Annotated in this window: 16 protein-coding genes; 7 read left to right on the top strand and 9 right to left on the bottom strand. The window is 54.4% G+C overall.

Features of this window, described 5'->3' with window-relative positions:
• Positions 1 to 7: 7 nt before the first annotated feature.
• From ACYVH9_RS02675 to ACYVH9_RS02645, 7 genes are all read left to right on the top strand, one after another.
• Entirely contained in the window at positions 8 to 1,264 is a 1,257-nt protein-coding gene (locus tag ACYVH9_RS02675) for a mandelate racemase/muconate lactonizing enzyme family protein (RefSeq protein WP_460634746.1), read from the top strand.
• A 3-nt stretch (positions 1,265 to 1,267) separates the two neighbouring features.
• Positions 1,268 to 2,281 carry a D-2-hydroxyacid dehydrogenase gene (locus ACYVH9_RS02670; protein ID WP_460634745.1) on the top strand — a complete coding sequence of 338 codons (1,014 nt, stop codon included), beginning with the start codon at positions 1,268 to 1,270 and terminating at the stop codon, positions 2,279 to 2,281.
• A gap of 2 nt (positions 2,282 to 2,283) precedes the next feature.
• Positions 2,284 to 2,964: a GDSL-type esterase/lipase family protein gene (locus ACYVH9_RS02665; RefSeq protein WP_460634744.1), complete on the top strand. Its 681-nt coding sequence runs from the start codon at positions 2,284 to 2,286 to the stop codon at positions 2,962 to 2,964.
• Between the two features lie 197 nt (positions 2,965 to 3,161).
• Entirely contained in the window at positions 3,162 to 4,121 is a 960-nt protein-coding gene (locus tag ACYVH9_RS02660; protein ID WP_460634743.1) for a hypothetical protein, read from the top strand.
• A gap of 91 nt (positions 4,122 to 4,212) precedes the next feature.
• Positions 4,213 to 5,244 carry an OmpA family protein gene (locus ACYVH9_RS02655; RefSeq protein ID WP_460634742.1) on the top strand — a complete coding sequence of 344 codons (1,032 nt, stop codon included), beginning with the start codon at positions 4,213 to 4,215 and terminating at the stop codon, positions 5,242 to 5,244.
• A 61-nt stretch (positions 5,245 to 5,305) separates the two neighbouring features.
• A complete protein-coding gene (locus ACYVH9_RS02650; protein ID WP_460634741.1) occupies positions 5,306 to 7,309 on the top strand; it encodes a sensor histidine kinase in 2,004 nt (667 codons plus the stop codon).
• Positions 7,299 to 7,922, top strand: coding sequence for a response regulator transcription factor (locus ACYVH9_RS02645; protein ID WP_460634740.1), 624 nt, complete (start codon positions 7,299 to 7,301; stop codon positions 7,920 to 7,922). The genes ACYVH9_RS02650 and ACYVH9_RS02645 overlap by 11 nt, the downstream gene beginning before the upstream one ends.
• A gap of 5 nt (positions 7,923 to 7,927) precedes the next feature.
• Here ACYVH9_RS02645 and ACYVH9_RS02640 read toward each other — a convergent pair whose 3' ends face one another.
• The 9 genes from ACYVH9_RS02640 to ACYVH9_RS02600 all read right to left on the bottom strand — a co-directional run bounded on the left by ACYVH9_RS02640 (position 7,928) and on the right by ACYVH9_RS02600 (position 17,101).
• The gene (locus ACYVH9_RS02640; RefSeq protein WP_460634739.1) at positions 7,928 to 8,704 is read right to left on the bottom strand and encodes an SDR family oxidoreductase; all 777 of its coding nucleotides are present in this window, start codon (positions 8,702 to 8,704) and stop codon (positions 7,928 to 7,930) included.
• A 28-nt stretch (positions 8,705 to 8,732) separates the two neighbouring features.
• Positions 8,733 to 9,689, bottom strand: coding sequence for an aldo/keto reductase (locus tag ACYVH9_RS02635; RefSeq protein ID WP_460634738.1), 957 nt, complete (start codon positions 9,687 to 9,689; stop codon positions 8,733 to 8,735).
• 1 nt (position 9,690) lies between these two features.
• Positions 9,691 to 10,497, bottom strand: coding sequence for an HpcH/HpaI aldolase family protein (locus ACYVH9_RS02630; protein WP_460634737.1), 807 nt, complete (start codon positions 10,495 to 10,497; stop codon positions 9,691 to 9,693).
• A 63-nt stretch (positions 10,498 to 10,560) separates the two neighbouring features.
• Positions 10,561 to 11,520, bottom strand: a complete 960-nt coding sequence (locus tag ACYVH9_RS02625) for an NHL repeat-containing protein (protein WP_460634736.1) — start codon at positions 11,518 to 11,520, stop codon at positions 10,561 to 10,563.
• Between the two features lies 1 nt (position 11,521).
• Positions 11,522 to 12,274 (bottom strand): phytanoyl-CoA dioxygenase family protein, encoded by a 753-nt coding sequence (locus tag ACYVH9_RS02620; protein WP_460634735.1) that lies wholly within the window; start codon positions 12,272 to 12,274, stop codon positions 11,522 to 11,524.
• Between the two features lie 24 nt (positions 12,275 to 12,298).
• On the bottom strand, positions 12,299 to 13,684 hold the full coding sequence (locus ACYVH9_RS02615; RefSeq protein WP_460634734.1) for a neutral/alkaline non-lysosomal ceramidase N-terminal domain-containing protein: 1,386 nt from the start codon (positions 13,682 to 13,684) through the stop codon (positions 12,299 to 12,301).
• A 15-nt stretch (positions 13,685 to 13,699) separates the two neighbouring features.
• Positions 13,700 to 14,782, bottom strand: coding sequence for a dipeptidase (locus ACYVH9_RS02610; RefSeq protein WP_460634733.1), 1,083 nt, complete (start codon positions 14,780 to 14,782; stop codon positions 13,700 to 13,702).
• The gene (locus ACYVH9_RS02605) at positions 14,779 to 15,744 is read right to left on the bottom strand and encodes a 3-hydroxyacyl-CoA dehydrogenase family protein (RefSeq protein WP_460634732.1); all 966 of its coding nucleotides are present in this window, start codon (positions 15,742 to 15,744) and stop codon (positions 14,779 to 14,781) included. The genes ACYVH9_RS02610 and ACYVH9_RS02605 overlap by 4 nt, the downstream gene beginning before the upstream one ends.
• 37 nt (positions 15,745 to 15,781) lie before the next feature.
• Positions 15,782 to 17,101, bottom strand: coding sequence for an aspartate aminotransferase family protein (locus ACYVH9_RS02600; RefSeq protein WP_460634731.1), 1,320 nt, complete (start codon positions 17,099 to 17,101; stop codon positions 15,782 to 15,784).
• Between the last annotated feature and the right edge of the window lie 4 nt (positions 17,102 to 17,105).

Below are 17,105 nucleotides of genomic sequence, written 5' to 3'. Positions count from 1 at the left end.
GATAATCATGAAAATTACCGACGTTCAAACGATTTTGCTGACGGGCCCCTGCACCGACGATCCGTACCTTTCCGAAGCGCGTAAACTTCGCAGTGCCGCTTTCATCCGCATCGAAACCGACGCGGGTCTGACAGGTCTGGGCGAAACCTACGCGGGCTATTTTTTCCCGGAAGGCGTACCCGCTATTGTGGAGTTTTTCAAACCGATTCTAATTGGCCAGACCGTTGATAACATTCCGGAGCTCTGGCAACGCATGTACCAATGCGGGAATTTCTGGTGCCGGGTTGGGCTGGGCGCGATTGTGCTGGCCGGGATCGAAGCCGCGCTCTGGGACCTGAAAGGCAAAGCGCTGGACGTGCCAGTTTATAAACTGCTGGGCGATGCCTGGAAAGACGATTTTCCGGAAACGGTCCAAACACCATTTGCTCCCCAAAACCAGCTTCCGGCCTACGCCACGGGCGGGCCGAGCAACTACCCACTGGAAAAGCTGGCCGATAAAATCGCGTTTTACCAGTCACTCGGTTTTCAGGGTGTCAAAATCGGAGCCGGCGCGTATTGGAAAAACCGTGGTTTTGAAGTTTCTACCGACCCCCATGAAGCCGCCGATCTGGAAGCGAAGAAAGCGGAATTTGTCCGCGCTCAGTTTGGTAACCATCTCCGGCTGCTGTTCGACGCCCACATGGGCAACAGCCCGACGCTGACCTGGGGTCTGGAAACCGCCACCGCCGTGGCCCAGGCGCTGGAACCCTACAACCTGTTTTTTCTGGAAGAACCGCTCCACTATACCCGCCCCGACCTCTACGCCGAACTACGCCGAACTACCAAAACCGTCATCGCCGGGGGCGAATGCCTGACGGCGGTCTGCGAATGGCAGACGTTCATCGAGCAGGACAGTTTCGGCGTAGGTCAACCGGATGCGTCGTTTACCGCCGGGCTGGATCAATTTATGCAGGTGGCTTCCAGCCTGGCCCAGCGCGGGCAGAAGATCGCTCCCCATGCCTGGGGTGCGGGCGGCTCGCAGATGCAGAACATCCACGCCGGTTTCGCCTGCCCGAATACCGTCATTCTGGAAGTAGCCCCGGCGTATGGCCCGCTGCACCGGGAAGTCATCGGCGATAGTTTGCAATTGAAAAATGGCTACGTCCAGCGTCCTGAAAAACCGGGTCTGGGCATTGAGTTGACGGACGAGACCATCCGGCGGTTTCCATTCATTCCGGGCAGCGGAGAATTCAACAGCGTTCCCGGCAAAATCCTGACGACCTGACGTATGCTGAAAATTTTGATTGACATGCCGGTATACGAACCGGTGCTTCGTTCGTTGCAGAACCTGCCGGATGTATCCGTGGAGGTAGTGGCGCAGCCGGAAGAAAAAGTACGGCCATTACCCACAGACCAGATTCGGGATTGCGATGTGCTTTTCTGCACGTTCCTGCCCGAAAACCACGACGAAATGACGCACTTGAAACTGGTGCAGATCAGCTCGGCGGGGTATAGTCAGTTGTTTGGCAAAAACCTGACGGAGCGGGGCATTCGGGCCTGCAATTCGCTGGGCGTGTTCGACGTACCGATTGCCGAGTGGAACATCGCCATGATGATTAACCTGTCACGGGACCTGCGCGGGCTGGTTCGAAATCAGGAAAACCGGATCTGGGATCGCTCGGCCCGGTTTCAGAACGAAATCCGTGGTTCGGTGGTCGGCATTTGGGGCTACGGCGGTATTGGGCGCGAAACGGCCCGGTTAGCGAAAGCGCTGGGCATGACCGTGCACGTACTGGTCCGGCAACCGATCCCGAAACGCGAAACAACCTATGGTGTTCCCGAAACCGGTGATCCCGAAGGTGCGCTGCCCGACCGCGTTTTTTTCAGTCACGAAAAGGGAGCGTTTCTCAACAGCCTGGATTTTCTGGTCATGGCCCTGCCGCAAACCGCTACCACAACGGGGCTGGTTGGCGAAGCCGAACTACGAATGCTGAAACCGACGGCTTTTTTGTTGAACCCCGCCCGCGGCCCCCTGATTCAGGAAGCGGCCTTGTTGAAAGCACTGACGGAAGGCTGGATTGCGGGAGCCGCCCTCGACACCCACTACCACTACCCGATGCCGCCGGAACATGCGCTCTGGGCCTTCCCAAATGTGCTTCTGACGCCCCATATTTCCGGTTCCAGCCTGAGCCCCCGATTTTTGGAACGGGTTTCATCCATCTTTTTACAAAATATTGACCGGTTTCAAAAGGGGCAGAAGTTGCTCAATGAACTAACACCAGATCAACTAGCAGGTCATTGATCATGAAAAAGAACGGTTTTCTGATCGCTCTTCTCGGACTTTCTTTCAGGACTTTGTTTGCTCAGGAAGTCAAGTGGGACAGCACTATTCGGCCCGATATTTACCAAGCCCAGGTTGAGCTTTTCCGCTCGCTGCCCCACGCCCGAAAAGATGTGGTTTTTCTGGGCAATAGCATTACCTTCTGGGCAAACTGGAGCGAACTACTCGGCAACAGCCGCTACAAAAACCGGGGGATTCCGGGCGATGTGACCTTTGGCGTTCTGGAACGGCTGGACGAAGTCATTCAGGGACGGCCGGCCAAGGTCTTCGTTCTGATCGGAATTAACGATCTGGCCCGCAACATACCAGATTCCGTGGTTCTGCAAAATTACCGCCGAATCGCGCGCCGGTTAAAAGCCGGTTCGCCCCATACCCGCCTTTATTTCCAGACGCTGTTGCCCACCAACGACACGTTTCAGAAACTCAAAAACCACTACAACAAGGAAGCAAACACCCGATACCTGAACGATGCCCTAAAGCAAATGGCCCCCACCGAGGGTTTTGAAGTGATTGACCTGCATCCACACTTCGCGGACGACACCGGAAAGCTCAAAAAAGAATATACCTGGGACGGGGTCCACCTAACGCTGGCGGGCTACCGCAAGTGGGCAGAGATTCTGCGTTCCGGACGCTACATCAGGTAGCATAAAACCGGTTTTGCAAGAACGGAGAGAGTTCTTTCGTCCATCCCTACTTAAAATTACTGGTTTTCGTGGATTGATCGGCTTGGCGGGCCGGTCTACTTTTGTCTATTTAGTTAGATGAAACTCGTCAACATACCGTTGTCATTCCTCTCCAGACTGCCAGACGGTACAAACAGGCTCCACGAAAAGCACAAAATATGAACGCCACACACCTGATAAAAACAGTTCAATACGGTATTTACCTGCTTCTTTTGACCGGCCTGCTGGCTTGTTCGGACCAGGATCGTATTGGCAAAAGCGGGGGCTGGCCCAACCTGCCCGTCAAAAGTGATTTGTACTTTTTTGCCAATCAGAACATCCAAAAAATCAACCTCGGAACGGGCGTTATCACGAACATTGGTGGAAGCGATGACAAACCCGACCAGTCCCGGTCGGTTGATGTTTCCCGCGATGGTCAGGAAATCGCGTTCAATTATTTTGATTACAACAGCAGCGCGGGACGCAACGTCTACGAAATCCGGGTCATGGATCCGTCCGGTCGGCGCGTCCTGGCTTTCCCGACCCCGGAGAGCTATGTCAATGTTAAAATTTCACCGGACAAATCGAAGTTTGCGACCAAAAAGCTAACCGACGATGTAGTGGCGATTTATGGACGCAATGGTGCCGTCATTACCGCCATGAGCGGAGTCAGCCATTACGCCTGGACGCCCGATGGCCGACTGATCCTGACGAATAACGGCGGTGAAATTGCCCTGACGAACAAAGAGCTAACGAGCGGTTCCACCGTCAAAAAGCTGACGGGTGCCGTGCGGGAACCGGACGTCAGTCCGGACGGGCAAAAGCTGGCGTTTTACCACGCAGGCAACGTATGGACCATGAAGCTGGACGGCAGTGAGTTGAAGCAAGTGACCCGCTCGTCGCTGGAGGTTTTTTCGCCCAGCTGGAGTCCGGATGGAAAACACCTGTCGGTTTTGTGGGGTGCCAACCAGCAGCAGAATCACCTAAGCACACCCAATATCTTCCTGATTCCAGCAAACGCCCCGGAGCCGATTGAGGTGAACGAAAAGAGCGAAACCGCCATCATGTTGTACGAAAAATGGCCCCAAACTGGCGAGTACACGGAATTAAGCAGCCGGGCACAACCGATGCTCCGTTAGAACATTAAATGAAAATAGTAACATAGTAACACTTAAATTAGTCATATTTGATTCTGAATAGACGTGTTACGTTAAAGTTAACTTTGAAAGAATGAAGCAACTAGGGTTTCTTTTAGTCATTAGTTTGATGGCGGCATCATGCGGTCAGCAGGGAAGTGAAAACCAAACGCCCACTCAGGAAAAAACCGTGCAGGAATCGCCCCAGACCACTTCAGAGGCAGCGGCTGTCGGTTTTGATCTTCAGGCTATTCCGGTAACCGACGCCGATCTGGGAACTTTTCCTTTCTTTAAGTTGCCCGATGGCTACGTGTATACGGCCCCTGGGAAAAACAACTCTGGAATCGGCATTACCAAAGAGTTTGACCGGGAATATTTTCTGATTGATGGCAAGTACCACCCGGTGGATGGAAAAAGTTACAAGGCTCGCATCAGTATCGCGCGAACCAATAAAGAGAAGGAATTCAGCGAACGGGAACTTAGTAAAAGCTTCGAAGAGCTTATCGGGCAACTGGGTGGGGTAAAGGTGAATGATGGAAAAGTGCCCGAAAAAGGGCAGAAGGAAAACCTGGAAGAGGGTGCTTACACCAAGAAATACCTGCATTCGTCCAGCAATTTTAATCCCGAAACGTACGTCATTCGTACCAACGACGCGGAGATATGGGTGCAGTTTTATTTATCGCCCCTGAATAAAAGCGGTTCGATTGCCATTGTCCAGCGCGGCAAACTGAACAACACCATGAGCCTGCTCAAAGCCGACGAGATTCAGAAAGAGCTGGACGCGAAAGGCAGGGCGGTTTTATACATTAACTTTGACGTGGATAAGGCGACACTTCAGACCGATGGGCAACGGGCCGTCGACGAAATCGGGTCGGTCCTGAAAGCCAGCGCCGATCTGAGTCTGTCCATCGAAGGCCATACTGACAATACCGGTTCGGCCAGCCACAACCAGACGTTGTCGCAACAAAGGGCCGAAACCGTTGTGGGGGCGCTGATCGCGTCCGGGATTAACAAAGACCGGTTGACCGCCCGGGGGTTTGGTTCCGAAAAACCGCTGGTGGCCAATGACTCGGAAGAAAACAAAGCCAGAAACCGCCGGGTTGAACTCATCAAAGTGAGCCGTTGAACCAACCAGATGATCGAACGTAAACCGGGCCAGTACGGCAGCAAGGAATAACCGATTTTGCATGAAACAGGCAGTCATAACCGTGTGGTTCAGTTTGTGGAGTCTCCTGTCATTTTCGCAGGAGAAAGACAGCGCCACGCTCTATGCAGACAGCCTGTTGCAACAGGCCCGACAAGCCAAAACTGATAGCGCCAGAATCCGGCATTTCCTGGAACTGAGCAACTTCTGGTCGGACCGGGATACGACTAAAGCTTTTGCGTATATTCGGGAGGCCCGCCGTTTTATGCCCGACGGTGACTCTTATTACCAGGGGCTGCTGCATTTTTATACCGCCGGAATCCACTTCAGTATAGACAGTGACCGCGCCAAACGCGAATATCAGCAGGCTGAAAAGCTGCTGAAAAAATACAATCACGCGGAAGCCTACCGGTTTCGCGCCCGTACCTGGAACAATTACGGCATTCTGCTCCAGTCGGCCGAACAGGAAAAAGCGTACCTCGATATTCTGCTGAATAAGGCGATTCCGCTGGCCACAAAAGCCCGTGATACTCTGATGATTTCGGAGTATTACCACAACGTGGCCCTGGTGCTGATGAATACGACAGATTATGCCAAAGCCGATCTCTATTACCAGCGGGCTCTGAGCGGCTTATCCGCGTATCCCGAAGCGCATGAGAAGAAGCTCACGGCATTCGTCAATGCCGCCAAAAATGCGGTATACAGCCGCACTTACGCCAAAGCCAGAACGTACCTCGACAGCGCCCGGGTTCAGGTGCGGGCGATTCCGCATTCGCTTTATCTTCCGGCTTTCTACCGGACGGAAGGCAATTACTTCCGGCATGTCAAGCAGTATTCGGAAGCCCTTTCCAGTTTCGACCGGGGCCTGGCCGTTGCACATGAGCTGAAGGATGAGTTTTACGTAGCCGACATTCTGTTTGAAAAATGCATTCTTTTTCAGGATGCGGGCGATTACCACCGGGCCAAGCCTGCCATTCTGGAAGCGTATCGGTATTTCGAAAAAGCGGGCAATACGCACAACCGGCGGCTTTTGCTGAAGGAACTGTCCGAAACCGATGCCAAACTGGGCGATTATCGGTCGGCTTTGCGATGGCTCAACCAGTATACCGCGTTGTCGGATAGTGTGTTCGAGGTCGGGGCAGCGGTGGGCATTGCCGAGTTGGAGAAGAAGTTCCAAACTGTTGAAAAGGAAAACGAAATCCTGAAACTCCGGGATCAGAACTACCAGCAGCAGTCAAAAATTGAACGAAACCGACTGTCTATCCTGCTGCTGACCACGGGGTTACTAGTCATGCTGTTGCTATCGTACCTGGGCTGGAAACTATACCGCAAAAACAAGGAAGCCGCCCGGCAACACGAAGCCCTGCACCAACAGGAGTTGAAAGCCATTCGCCAGCGGGAAAAAATCAACCAGTACAACGCCATGCTCCAGGGCCAGGAACAGGAACGTAACCGCATTGCCCGGGATTTACACGATGGTTTGGGCGGGATGCTGGCGGGTGTCAAGCTCAAACTCTCGTCCATTGCCACCAAGAAGCACGATACGATCAAACAACCCGATATGGAACTTTACAAAGTCATCAACCAGCTGGACCATTCCGTGGACGAACTCCGGCGGATTGCCCGCAACATGATGCCGGAGTCACTGCTCTACATGGGACTGGAACCGGCGCTGCGGGATTTGTGTGCGGCCCTCGACACCGATCGAACCACCGTTAAGTTTCAGGCCTTCGATCTGCGGGAAACCTACGATCAGGCACTGCTGATCACGGTTTACCGGATTGTACAGGAATTGCTGACCAACGCCATTAAACACGCCAAAGCCCACAATATTGTGGTGCAATGCAGTGAAAACGAGAACCATCTTTACATTGCTGTAGAAGACGACGGCGTTGGTTTTGACCCGACAACCGCCCGCCAGGGCAAAGGCATCGGTCTGTCGAACATTGAAAACCGGGTCACCATCCTGAACGGAACGGTGGACGTTGACTCTAAAACCGGGGAAGGCACCACTTTCCACATAGACATCCCGCTGAATGGAAACTAAGGTATCAATTATCATCATCGACGACCATCCCATTGTTTTGCAGGGCTTTACGTTCATGCTGCAAGACATGGAACACATTGACCTGCGGGGTTCGTTCACCTCGGCAACGGACGGCATTGCGTTCATCGAAGACCAGTCGATTGATGTTGTTTTGTTGGATATCAACATGCCTGACATGAACGGTATTGCCGCTTGCGAAGAAATTATCCGGGTACAACCGTCGTGCAAAGTGATTGCAATCAGCAACAACAACGAACACAGCATCATCCAACGGATGCTGCAAAGCGGAGCGGCTGGTTACATCCTGAAAAATGCCTCGCCGGAAGAATTGATTTCCTGCGTAGAAACCGCCATGGATGGCAAAATTGCGCTGAGCCAGAGCGTCCGGGACATTATACAGGGCGCTACTGCGGGCGATCTACCGATCATCACCCGGCGGGAAAAAGAAGTGCTTCGGATGCTGGCCGAAGGGATGACCACGCCGGAAATTGCCGATAAAATCTTCGTCAGCCCGCTCACCGTTGAAAGTCACCGCCGGAATCTGCTGCAAAAGTTCAAGGTTGTCAATGCTGCCGCTCTCATTCATAAGGCCACAGAACTGAAATATATCTGACGGTTTCAGGCATTCAGCCCGCCATCCATCAGAATGTTTTCGCCGTTGATGTACGCGCCCGCTTGCGAAGCCAGCAGCACGATGAGCCCCTTGATGTCGTCGTTGTTGGCCATGCGTCGCAATGGCACTTTTTTGGTGTAATTTTCCAGAAACCGCTCCGGCTGGTGGTTGAACAAACCGCCGGGACTGATGCAGTTGACCCGGACATTTTTGCCCGCCAGCACCTGCGCCATGTACTTCGTCAGGTTGAGCAAACCGGCGTTGTGAAAGAAATAATCGGGGGGTGGAGTGCCCATTGTCGTTCCTTCGTAATTGGATAAATCCGGCCCGAACATGCCCATCATCGAGCCGATGTTGATGATGCTGCCGCCCCCGCTTTCAACGATCAGGTCGGCCATTTCGCGCAGAATATCCATTGAACCCGTCGCGTTGACGCGCATCGATTCCGCAAAATCCTCAATGGGTGCGTCGTACCCTTTCATCGGCCGCGAAACCGCATTATTGACGAATACGTTCAGCTTCCCGAACTGTGAACGAATCTGTTCTTTCAGCGCCCGAACCGAAGCCGGGTTTCCCTGATCGACAGGCAACGCGTGAACATCCAGTCCCTGAGCCTGAAACCGGGCGGCCACTTCCTGACCAGCTTCCAGATTCCGGGAAGCCATAATCACCGTCGAATCGGCCTCGGCCAGTCCTTCCACAATGCATTTGCCGTAGTTTCCGGCCCCGCCCGTCACCAGGCTAACGGTATTTTTTAAACTCAGTAAGTCTTTGACATGCATAGCAATAAGCGTTTTTAAGAAGAAACCGCTACGTCAGCCAGCCCATCCGGTCCCAGTGTGGCAGATTCAGAAAGGCTGGGTCAGGGTACGCCAGCTGTTGGGCACGGTTGGCAGTTTCAGACGTTAGCGCCGAACCGTTGACAGCGGCCAGCGCCTGGTTCAGGTAATCCAGTTTGTCGATTCCGACCAGAATCGCCGACACTTCCGGAAAGGCCAGCGCAAACCGGATCGCCAGCGTAGACAAGTCCGGAATCGGCTCCGCAACCAGTTCATCAAACCGCCGAATGTGGTTCTCCACATCAGCCAGAGCCGGATGCAATTGCTGACCTTTGCTGGTGAGCAAGCCTTTCATCAAAACCGACCGGATGACAATACCAACGCCATTTTCCTGGGCTCGCGCGAACAAAGCCGCCTGTCGCTGGTCCATCAGATTGAACGGCAACTGAACCACATCCCACACGCCGGTTTCAATGGCCTTCCCGGTTTCTTCGACGGAATACGTCGAAACGCCCGTGCTGCGGATCGCGCCCTGGGTTTTCAGTTCATCAAAAATCAGCGGAATGTCGTTGTTCGCCAGAATACCCAGATCGGCCTGGTGAAGCATGAAAACGTCCACGTAGTCGGTTTGCAGGGCCGTCAGACTTTCCAGCAAAGACGTTTTGATGATCTTTTTCAGGGTGGCTCCGTCTGGAAGCTCGCCGTTGGCATCCCGCAGCTGGCGGCATTTGGTTTCGATAATCACCTGCTCACGCCGGTCCCGGAACGCCTTGCCCATGATGACTTCGCTGGCGCCGTATAGCCGGGCCGTGTCGAAAAAGTTAACCCCCGAATCGGTGGCCGCGTGCAACAGGGCAATGGCGTCCTGCTCGGAAAGCATATCCTCCGCGCCGTTGACGCCAATGCCGTAGGGCATTCCGATTTCGACGCCCCCGAAAGCCAGTTCGGAAACCGCCATCCCGGTGCCTCCTAAAGCTCGTTTTCTCATTTTATTTGTAACCGCCCTGCGCGGGTTGGGTCGTCGTAGTTTCCTTGTTAAACCGGCTGACCAGACCGTGGCAATACGTACTGATGCCTAGTACATCGGCACCCACACTGACGAACTGGTAGCCCATGTTCACGAATTCTTCCAGCCGGTCGATGGGCCCGGTGGTCGCGGCAAACTTGCCGTGTTTCCGACACGCTTCCGCCACGCGTTTCCGGGCCTCAACCAGCCGGGGGTGGTTCCATTGGCCGGGGGCACCGATGGCCTGGCTGAAATCGCCGGGGCCAAAAAACAGCATATCCACGCCGTCGAGGGCCGCAATTTCGTCCAGTTCGTCGAGTGGTTCGGGATCTTCGATCTGGAGCGCCACAAACCGCTGCTGGTTGGCCTGGCGGAGGTACTCGCTGAACTCCAGGTTGGTGTAAGCTCCGTCGGCATTTCCGCCGTCGATGGCGCGCAGACCCAACGGGTGGAACCGGGTCATTTTCACCACGTTTTTCGCATCTTCCAGGCCCATACAGTGTGGCACCAGAATACCGGTCGCGTCGAGTTCTAGCGGTTTGACGTAGCCGCTGTAACTGCCGCGCGGCACCCGCACCATGATGTCGGCCCCCTGCGATTTGGTCGCCCAGATATGAGCACTCACCACCGACCAGTCCTGTCCCTGGTGTTCCTGGTCGATCCAGATGCAGTCAAAGCCGGTCATGGCCACCAGTTCCGACACCTGACCGTCGCCAATGTTTACTTTAAAACAACTTACCACTTCACCAGCCCGCAACTTCTTCAGGACCCGGCTTTCGCGCATTTTCATATTAACTAGCTGTTTATGTCGTTTCTGAACCCGTATCCAATGTACGGTTTGTCTCTATTTCGTTTATACCCTTTGCAAACGCATGGGATACACTTTATTGGCATTCCATTGGCAAACGTACACGTTCTCGTCGGCATCGATGCACACATCGTGCGGGTGCACAAACACCGGCTCGGCCTGCGATTGTGGTTGCAGCAAACCGTCCTGATAAACCGGCTCGGTTCCACCCGGCGTCGAAATAACCGTATCGGTTTCGTCGAGCATCGTGATGTAACCAGAGCCGAAATTCCGGTTTGTAGTTGACCGGAAAACGGCGGCAAATACGTGCTGCCCGTGGATAACCGGTCGGCAGACAAAGGAGCCGGGCAACGGAATCGTGGCAATATACTGGCCGTCCACCGTAAACCGTTTCAAGACATTGTGATTCCGCGACGTAATCAGCAACGTTGGCTGATTTGGCTTTCGGATATCGAGCGCGATACCGTGCACGCAGTCAAATTGCTCATTCGCGTCGCCTTTGCCGCCCCAGTGCCGGATGTACTCGCCCCGGTTGTTGTACTGAATCACGTACTGTAAACCGTATCCGTCGGTTACGTAAAAATCACCATTGGCGGGATTGACGGCGGTTTGCGTGGGCAAAAATTGCTCGGCGAACGCGTACTGGCCGGTTTCTTTGGGGTAATCCAGTACCATCACGACCTTGCCCGAAAGCGTCGTTTTAACCACCTGATGCCGGTCAATGTCGGTGATAAACAGAAACTCCTCGCCGTTTTCGTTCGCCAGCGTCAAGCCGTGGCCGCCGGGATAATCGATTCCCCAGTAATCCAGCAACTTCCCTGACCGGTCGTAGATCAGCACGTTGTTGCGGGTTTCGTTGGTCAGCAGAAAAATCCGCCCGCGTGCGTCAATCACCATTTCGTGGCAATCGTTCACCGGATGCGTGGCCGGGTCCAGTTTGCCCCAGTCCGGAGAAACCCGATACCGGTGCGAGCCATGTCCGATTACGAGCGCTTCATCGACCATCTTACTGAATGGTTTCGGCTTTCAGTTTCTGCTGGTAAACGGCTTTAGCTGCCGTATCTTCCTGCGCCGATTTGGCCCAGTAAATCAAGCCGATAGCCTTGCGGGTCCGGGTCTCGCTGCGGTTTGCTTCCGCCCAGTGGATGGTCATGGAATGGTGAATGAGCAGGTCACCCGGTTGGGCCGGAAAAGCAATGGCGTTGGCCTGATCGTCGTCAGTCCAGAAGTCCGTGATGCCCTGCGAAAAACCGAGTGTCTGCGTCCGTCCGTGTGGCCGAACGCCGTGCTGGTGCGAACCAGTCACGTACCGAACGCAGCCGTTTTCGGCGTCTACGTCTTCCAGCGCCAGCCACATCGTGACGGCTTCGGCCGGTTTTAGCATGAAGTAATAATTATCCTGGTGGGGGGGAGTCGGCTTCCCAATTTTGGGCGGTTTGTTGAAATATTCCAGCGTTTTGGGCACCACAGCGTCGTCCAGCAGGGATTCGGCAATAGCCTTGAACTTGCTGTTGTTCAGCATCGTATCGAAATAGGCATTATACTTTTGCATATCGATTAGCTGCTTCAACGTCGTCGGGTCGTTTTTGTCTTCGTAAAAAACAAGGTCCCGGGGCATCTCGGGAACCTGGCTGCTGACGAAGCTTTTCACTTTTTCGTTTAGTTCGCTCACTTCCTCGGCGGACAAAAAACCGGGCAGAAAAACGTATCCGTTAGTCCGAAACGATTCTTTCAGAGCTTGAATGTCAAGGGTTTTCATCGGAATTTAAACAGTTTTGAACGCTTAGTTTGGTTGATAAACCGGACTGTCTACGCTGGATGTCAGCAATTCCGTCAGCTTTGTCCGGATCGTCTCTTCGGCGCCCGGTTCCAAAAAGCTGGTCCGGCAGCGCCAGGTCTCGTAGCCACCCCGTAAAAGTTCGTGGGCGGGCGGCACGTAGCCGATGTACCCATTGGCCATCGTAATCGTAAAATAGGCCGGACGGTTTTGCTTCAATTTCAGGCCGGTTTCGGCAAAAAACTCCGCACCCAGCGCCCCGATCTGGCCAGTTCCGATCTGAAATGCCTGCACTGGAAACACATTTGTATCCGGATACTCGTTCAGCAGCACCTGTTCGCGGGCATAAATCCGGCGAAGCGTATCCATATCAAGTTGTTGAATGTTCTCGTAATAGGTTTCAGCCACGAGTTTTTTAGCCGCTTCCAGTTCATCCGCCGACGGTTTCCGAATGCCCGTAACGACCTCGGCATACCGGGCGGACAGGGCGGGCTCCGTTTGCCAGTCAACAGTTTGCAGCGCATCAAACACTTTACTGGCAATGTCTTTTCCGATCAGCTCACTTTTGGCAAAATGCGCCGTCGGGTAACGGTCCGGGTCCAGAAAATCCCAGATGTTGGCTTCTCCGCTGGTGCCGTTGCTCATCATCCCGACAAAGCCCGAACCGGCTTGCAACAAGCGCCCGATTTCGGCCGAAAACACGCCGAAATAATCAGCCGTAATGGTGCCATTTTCCCAATCGCCGACGTAGTGCAGCGAGTAATTGGCCAGGAGGCTAATCCATTGATGGTCCAATCCTTGCACGGCCAGAAAACTCACCTCCGTATCAACCGGAACCACCCGACGGTCGATCTGCTGTTCATCACCAAACGGATTGGTTTTCACACCGTCCAGCCCGCCCGTGACGGGATTGAGCGCCTGATAGCCTTCCTTCATGAAAAACCGGCGACACACCACGTGTTCCGGCACGTCCACCGACCCGAACCCGATTTTTGCCGGGCGTAGATTCTGCAAAGCGGCTTTCACCGATTCGACGAGCAGGCTTGGTAATTTCTGACGGTAGGGCAGATCGGCCGCGCCCAGCAACAGGCTCGCCACCGAACCCGCTGCGTGGGTGTGCGTACTGGCAATCAGGACGTTTTGTGGGAGTAACCCGGCTTCGGTCTGGATGCGGTTTTTCACCTCGTCCAGTAAATCCTTCGGCATGGCGCAGATGTCCACGATCACAATGGCGAGGGTGGTACTGCCGTGTTGCAACACCAGCGCTTTGGCATATAGCAGATCATGAATAGAGCGAGCGTAATGCGTAATAAAGTCGCCGTTGATCAGGGTTCCCAACGGGGGCGTAATATCAACCTGTGCCGCACCGGCCTGAAAATCGTGCGCGTTCATGGCTATTGCTGTTGTTTATTGCCAGGCTTTGCGTAAAAACCGCAGCCAGTTTCCGTGAAAAATGTTGTCAATGTCTTCGGATTGATAGCCACGACGGGTCAGAATGTCCTCGTATTTCTGCAAATCCGCAATCGAATTCATGTCCCAGGGCGACTGCTCGGTCCCGAAAATACCGTCCAGATCGCTACCGATGGCTACGTGATGGCTGTTTCCGGTGATCTGGCAGATGTGATCCCAGTGATCGACGAGCTGTTCGAGTCGGATGTTCAATTGCCAGGGATCCGAAACCGTATCGATAAACCGGATGTCCATCGCCCAGCAATCCAACATCCCACCAATCACCGCCCCCCGTTCCGTAAGCCGTCGTATCTGCTCATCGGTCAGTTGTCGCTGGGTCGGTACAATGGCCCGAACGTTGTGGTGACTCGCCCAGACCGGTCCCTGATAGCGATCCAGCGCCTGCTCGAAGCCTTCGTCGGTCAGGTGCGTCACGTCCAGAATTAGGTTCAGTTCCCCCATTTCCGTCAGTAAATCCAGTCCAAGGGGCGTAATAGGGCCTTCCATTTTGGTTCCCGGCGCGTAGCGACCGGGCCCGAAATGCGATAAACCCAGCGCCCGCAACCCGTACTCGTAGGCCCGGTGTACATACGAAATATCGACCAGCGAATCCGCTCCTTCCAGGCTCAGAATATAGCCAATCGGTTTTTCTTCGTCCGGTTTTTCGGGATCGTTCCAGAGCGCCAGGTGGTTGTCCAGTTCGGTCAGATTGGTGATTTGTACCATCTCGCCGAGCGCTTCCATTTCGCGGTACCAGACGAGTTGTGCCTGCGTCATGGCCCAGGCCTGCTGGGGCGAATGCCAGCCGGGCAGCGAACTGCCGTAGGGCGTCACCCGCGACAACTGCGTGGCCACCACCAGCCCGATGCCGCCTTTCCGCAGTTCGGGCAAACAAACCGTGCCTTTACCCCGGTCGGGTTTGTCGCGCATTCCCATTTCGCGCTGCCGGATTTCGGCCAGCGGACGCGAGAGGTCGCGGTTCCATTCCAGGGCGTTCATCGCCAGATCGAGGTGGGCGTCGAAAATCAGTCGTCTTTTCATTGCACAATGGAATGATTGGCCGACGGCTGCGCGACCTCTTCGTAATTGAACGGGTACTTGCTGATCAACTCCCGGATTTGCTGGCTAAACTCCCGAAATGACTCTTCCCACTGCTCCGGTTCGCCCGCTTCGTAGGGATAAAATCCTTTTTCGGTGATCATGCCCAGCCCACCGTTTTGTACAATGTCTTCAAAAAAACGGGGAATATGACGGGCCTTCGATAGTTCAGGAAACAAATCCTGCATCACCACGCCGTAGATAAACGCCCCCATCAAATCCATGTACCGAAAATGGCCGCTGAACGGCAGGTAGTACCCCGGATCATTGCGGCAGGCCCGGTCCACGTCTTCAATGGAAACGTACTTGTTTTCGATCAGATAAAACGCTTCCCGAATCATCGCGCACAGCATCCGTGACCGAATACCCCGGTCGCTGCGCACGACGTATGGGTCTTTCTGCCAGTTTGCTTTTGCCAACTCACAAAAACCGCCGACCTGCTCCGGATCATTTTTTTCATTGGCAACAATTTCCAGAAAGTAGGTCGTATCGGCGGGTTCGGTCCAATTGGCACCCATGATTCGCTCCGGGTATCGACTCCCCTGCTGAATCGTACTGAGAGGAATACTCTCGGTATTGATGGCAATCAGCGTAGCTGGTGAAATGATACCTTCCAACTGCTGAATCCACGCTTTTTTCTGAAACTCATTTTCGTCTGTATAGACAATGATCAGACTAAAGTCATGGGCATCGTCTAGCCGGTCGGTGATTTCCACCGATGAATCCAGCTCCGGCAAATTGATCGTTCTCGGTGAAATTGGCTGGCATTCGGCTGCTTCAAAACCGTTGTTGGTATAAACCGTCACGGGATGACCGGCCTGCTGCAAACAGGCCACAATGCCCGTGACGGCTTTGCTCCAGCCCATGACCAAAATAGCGTCTCTTTTAGCGGATGTAGTACCCATACTATTGTTCGTTAACAGGCTTGCGCATGAGTCGCTTTTAGTTCTTTACTGTTTCCAGGGCCATACTTTCGAGCACCTGACGGGCGGTGGCGATGGCGTGGTCAATGTCGGCTTCGGTATGGGCGGCACTGATGTACCACAGCCCCCGGCCAATGACGCGCACGCCTTTATCGTGCATGGCCGCGATGAACTTCCCCAGCTTGGCTTTGTCGTACGACAGGGTGCCCCGGTAGTCGGTTACGGTTTCGAGATCGGTAAACCCGGCATGAAACATCGGCCCAAGCCCCTGCACCAGTAGATTCTGCCCCGTTTCGGCGGCAGCTTTCCGCAAACCAGCCATCAGTTTCTGGCCGAATTGGTACAGTCGCTCGTAAGGCTGGTTCCGCTCCAGCACCTGAATGGTGGCCAAGGCAGCCGCCACAGTCGGGTTGCTGGCGTTCATGGTACCCGCGTGAATGACTTTGGCATCCTCAATCAGGTGCATCCACTCCCGCCGACCCACGATGGCGCTGATCGGGTAGCCGCTGGCGATGGCCTTGGCAAAGATGGACAGATCAGGCGTAATGCCAAACCGCTGCTGTGCCCCACCGAGCGCTACCCGGAAACCGGTGATTACTTCGTCGAAAATGAGCGCGATACCGTATTCATCGCACAGGTCGCGGAGGCCCTGCAAAAAACCGTCCTGCGGCACAATACAGCCGTTGTTGCACATAATCGGCTCGGTGATGATGGCGGCCAGTTCGTGGTGGTGTTCGGCCACGGTTTTGCGCACCAGCTCCAAATCATTCCAGGGCAGAATAATGAATTCCTCGCGGGCGTTTTCGGCCAGACCGGCGCTCCAGGGAAAAACCGTCGGATTTTCGCGCTCGCCCAGCGCATCAACGGAAGGCGTTGAAAGACCCCAGGCCACGTTGTCGAGCCAGCCGTGGTAATGGCCCTCAAAACGGAGAAATTTGGACTTGCCGGTTTTAGCCCGGGCGATCCGAAAGGCGGTTTGGACGGCTTCTGAGCCATCCAGGCAAAACCGCATCAGTTCGGCGGATGGAATGAGTTCGGCCAGCTTTTCGGCCAGCTCAATTTCCCGGATGTGCTGCCCGGCAAAGAGTTGCCCCAGGTCGGAGTATTCATTGATGGCCTGTAGCACCTCCGGGTGCGAATGGCCCAGCAGCAATGGCCCCTGGCTCAGGGTAAAATCCAGGTATTCGTTGCCGTCGACATCGTAAATCCGGCTGCCTTTGCCATGCGTGTAAAAGATGGCGTGCGGGTGGTTGTATTTGCGAAATTCGGACGATACGCCCCCGGCCAGCACGGCCTTGGCCCGTTGGAGCAGGGCTGCCGATTCAGAATAGTTTGTCATGGTT

The organism is Larkinella harenae (assembly GCF_054780515.1).
This window is presented reverse-complemented; position numbering and strand designations above follow the sequence as displayed.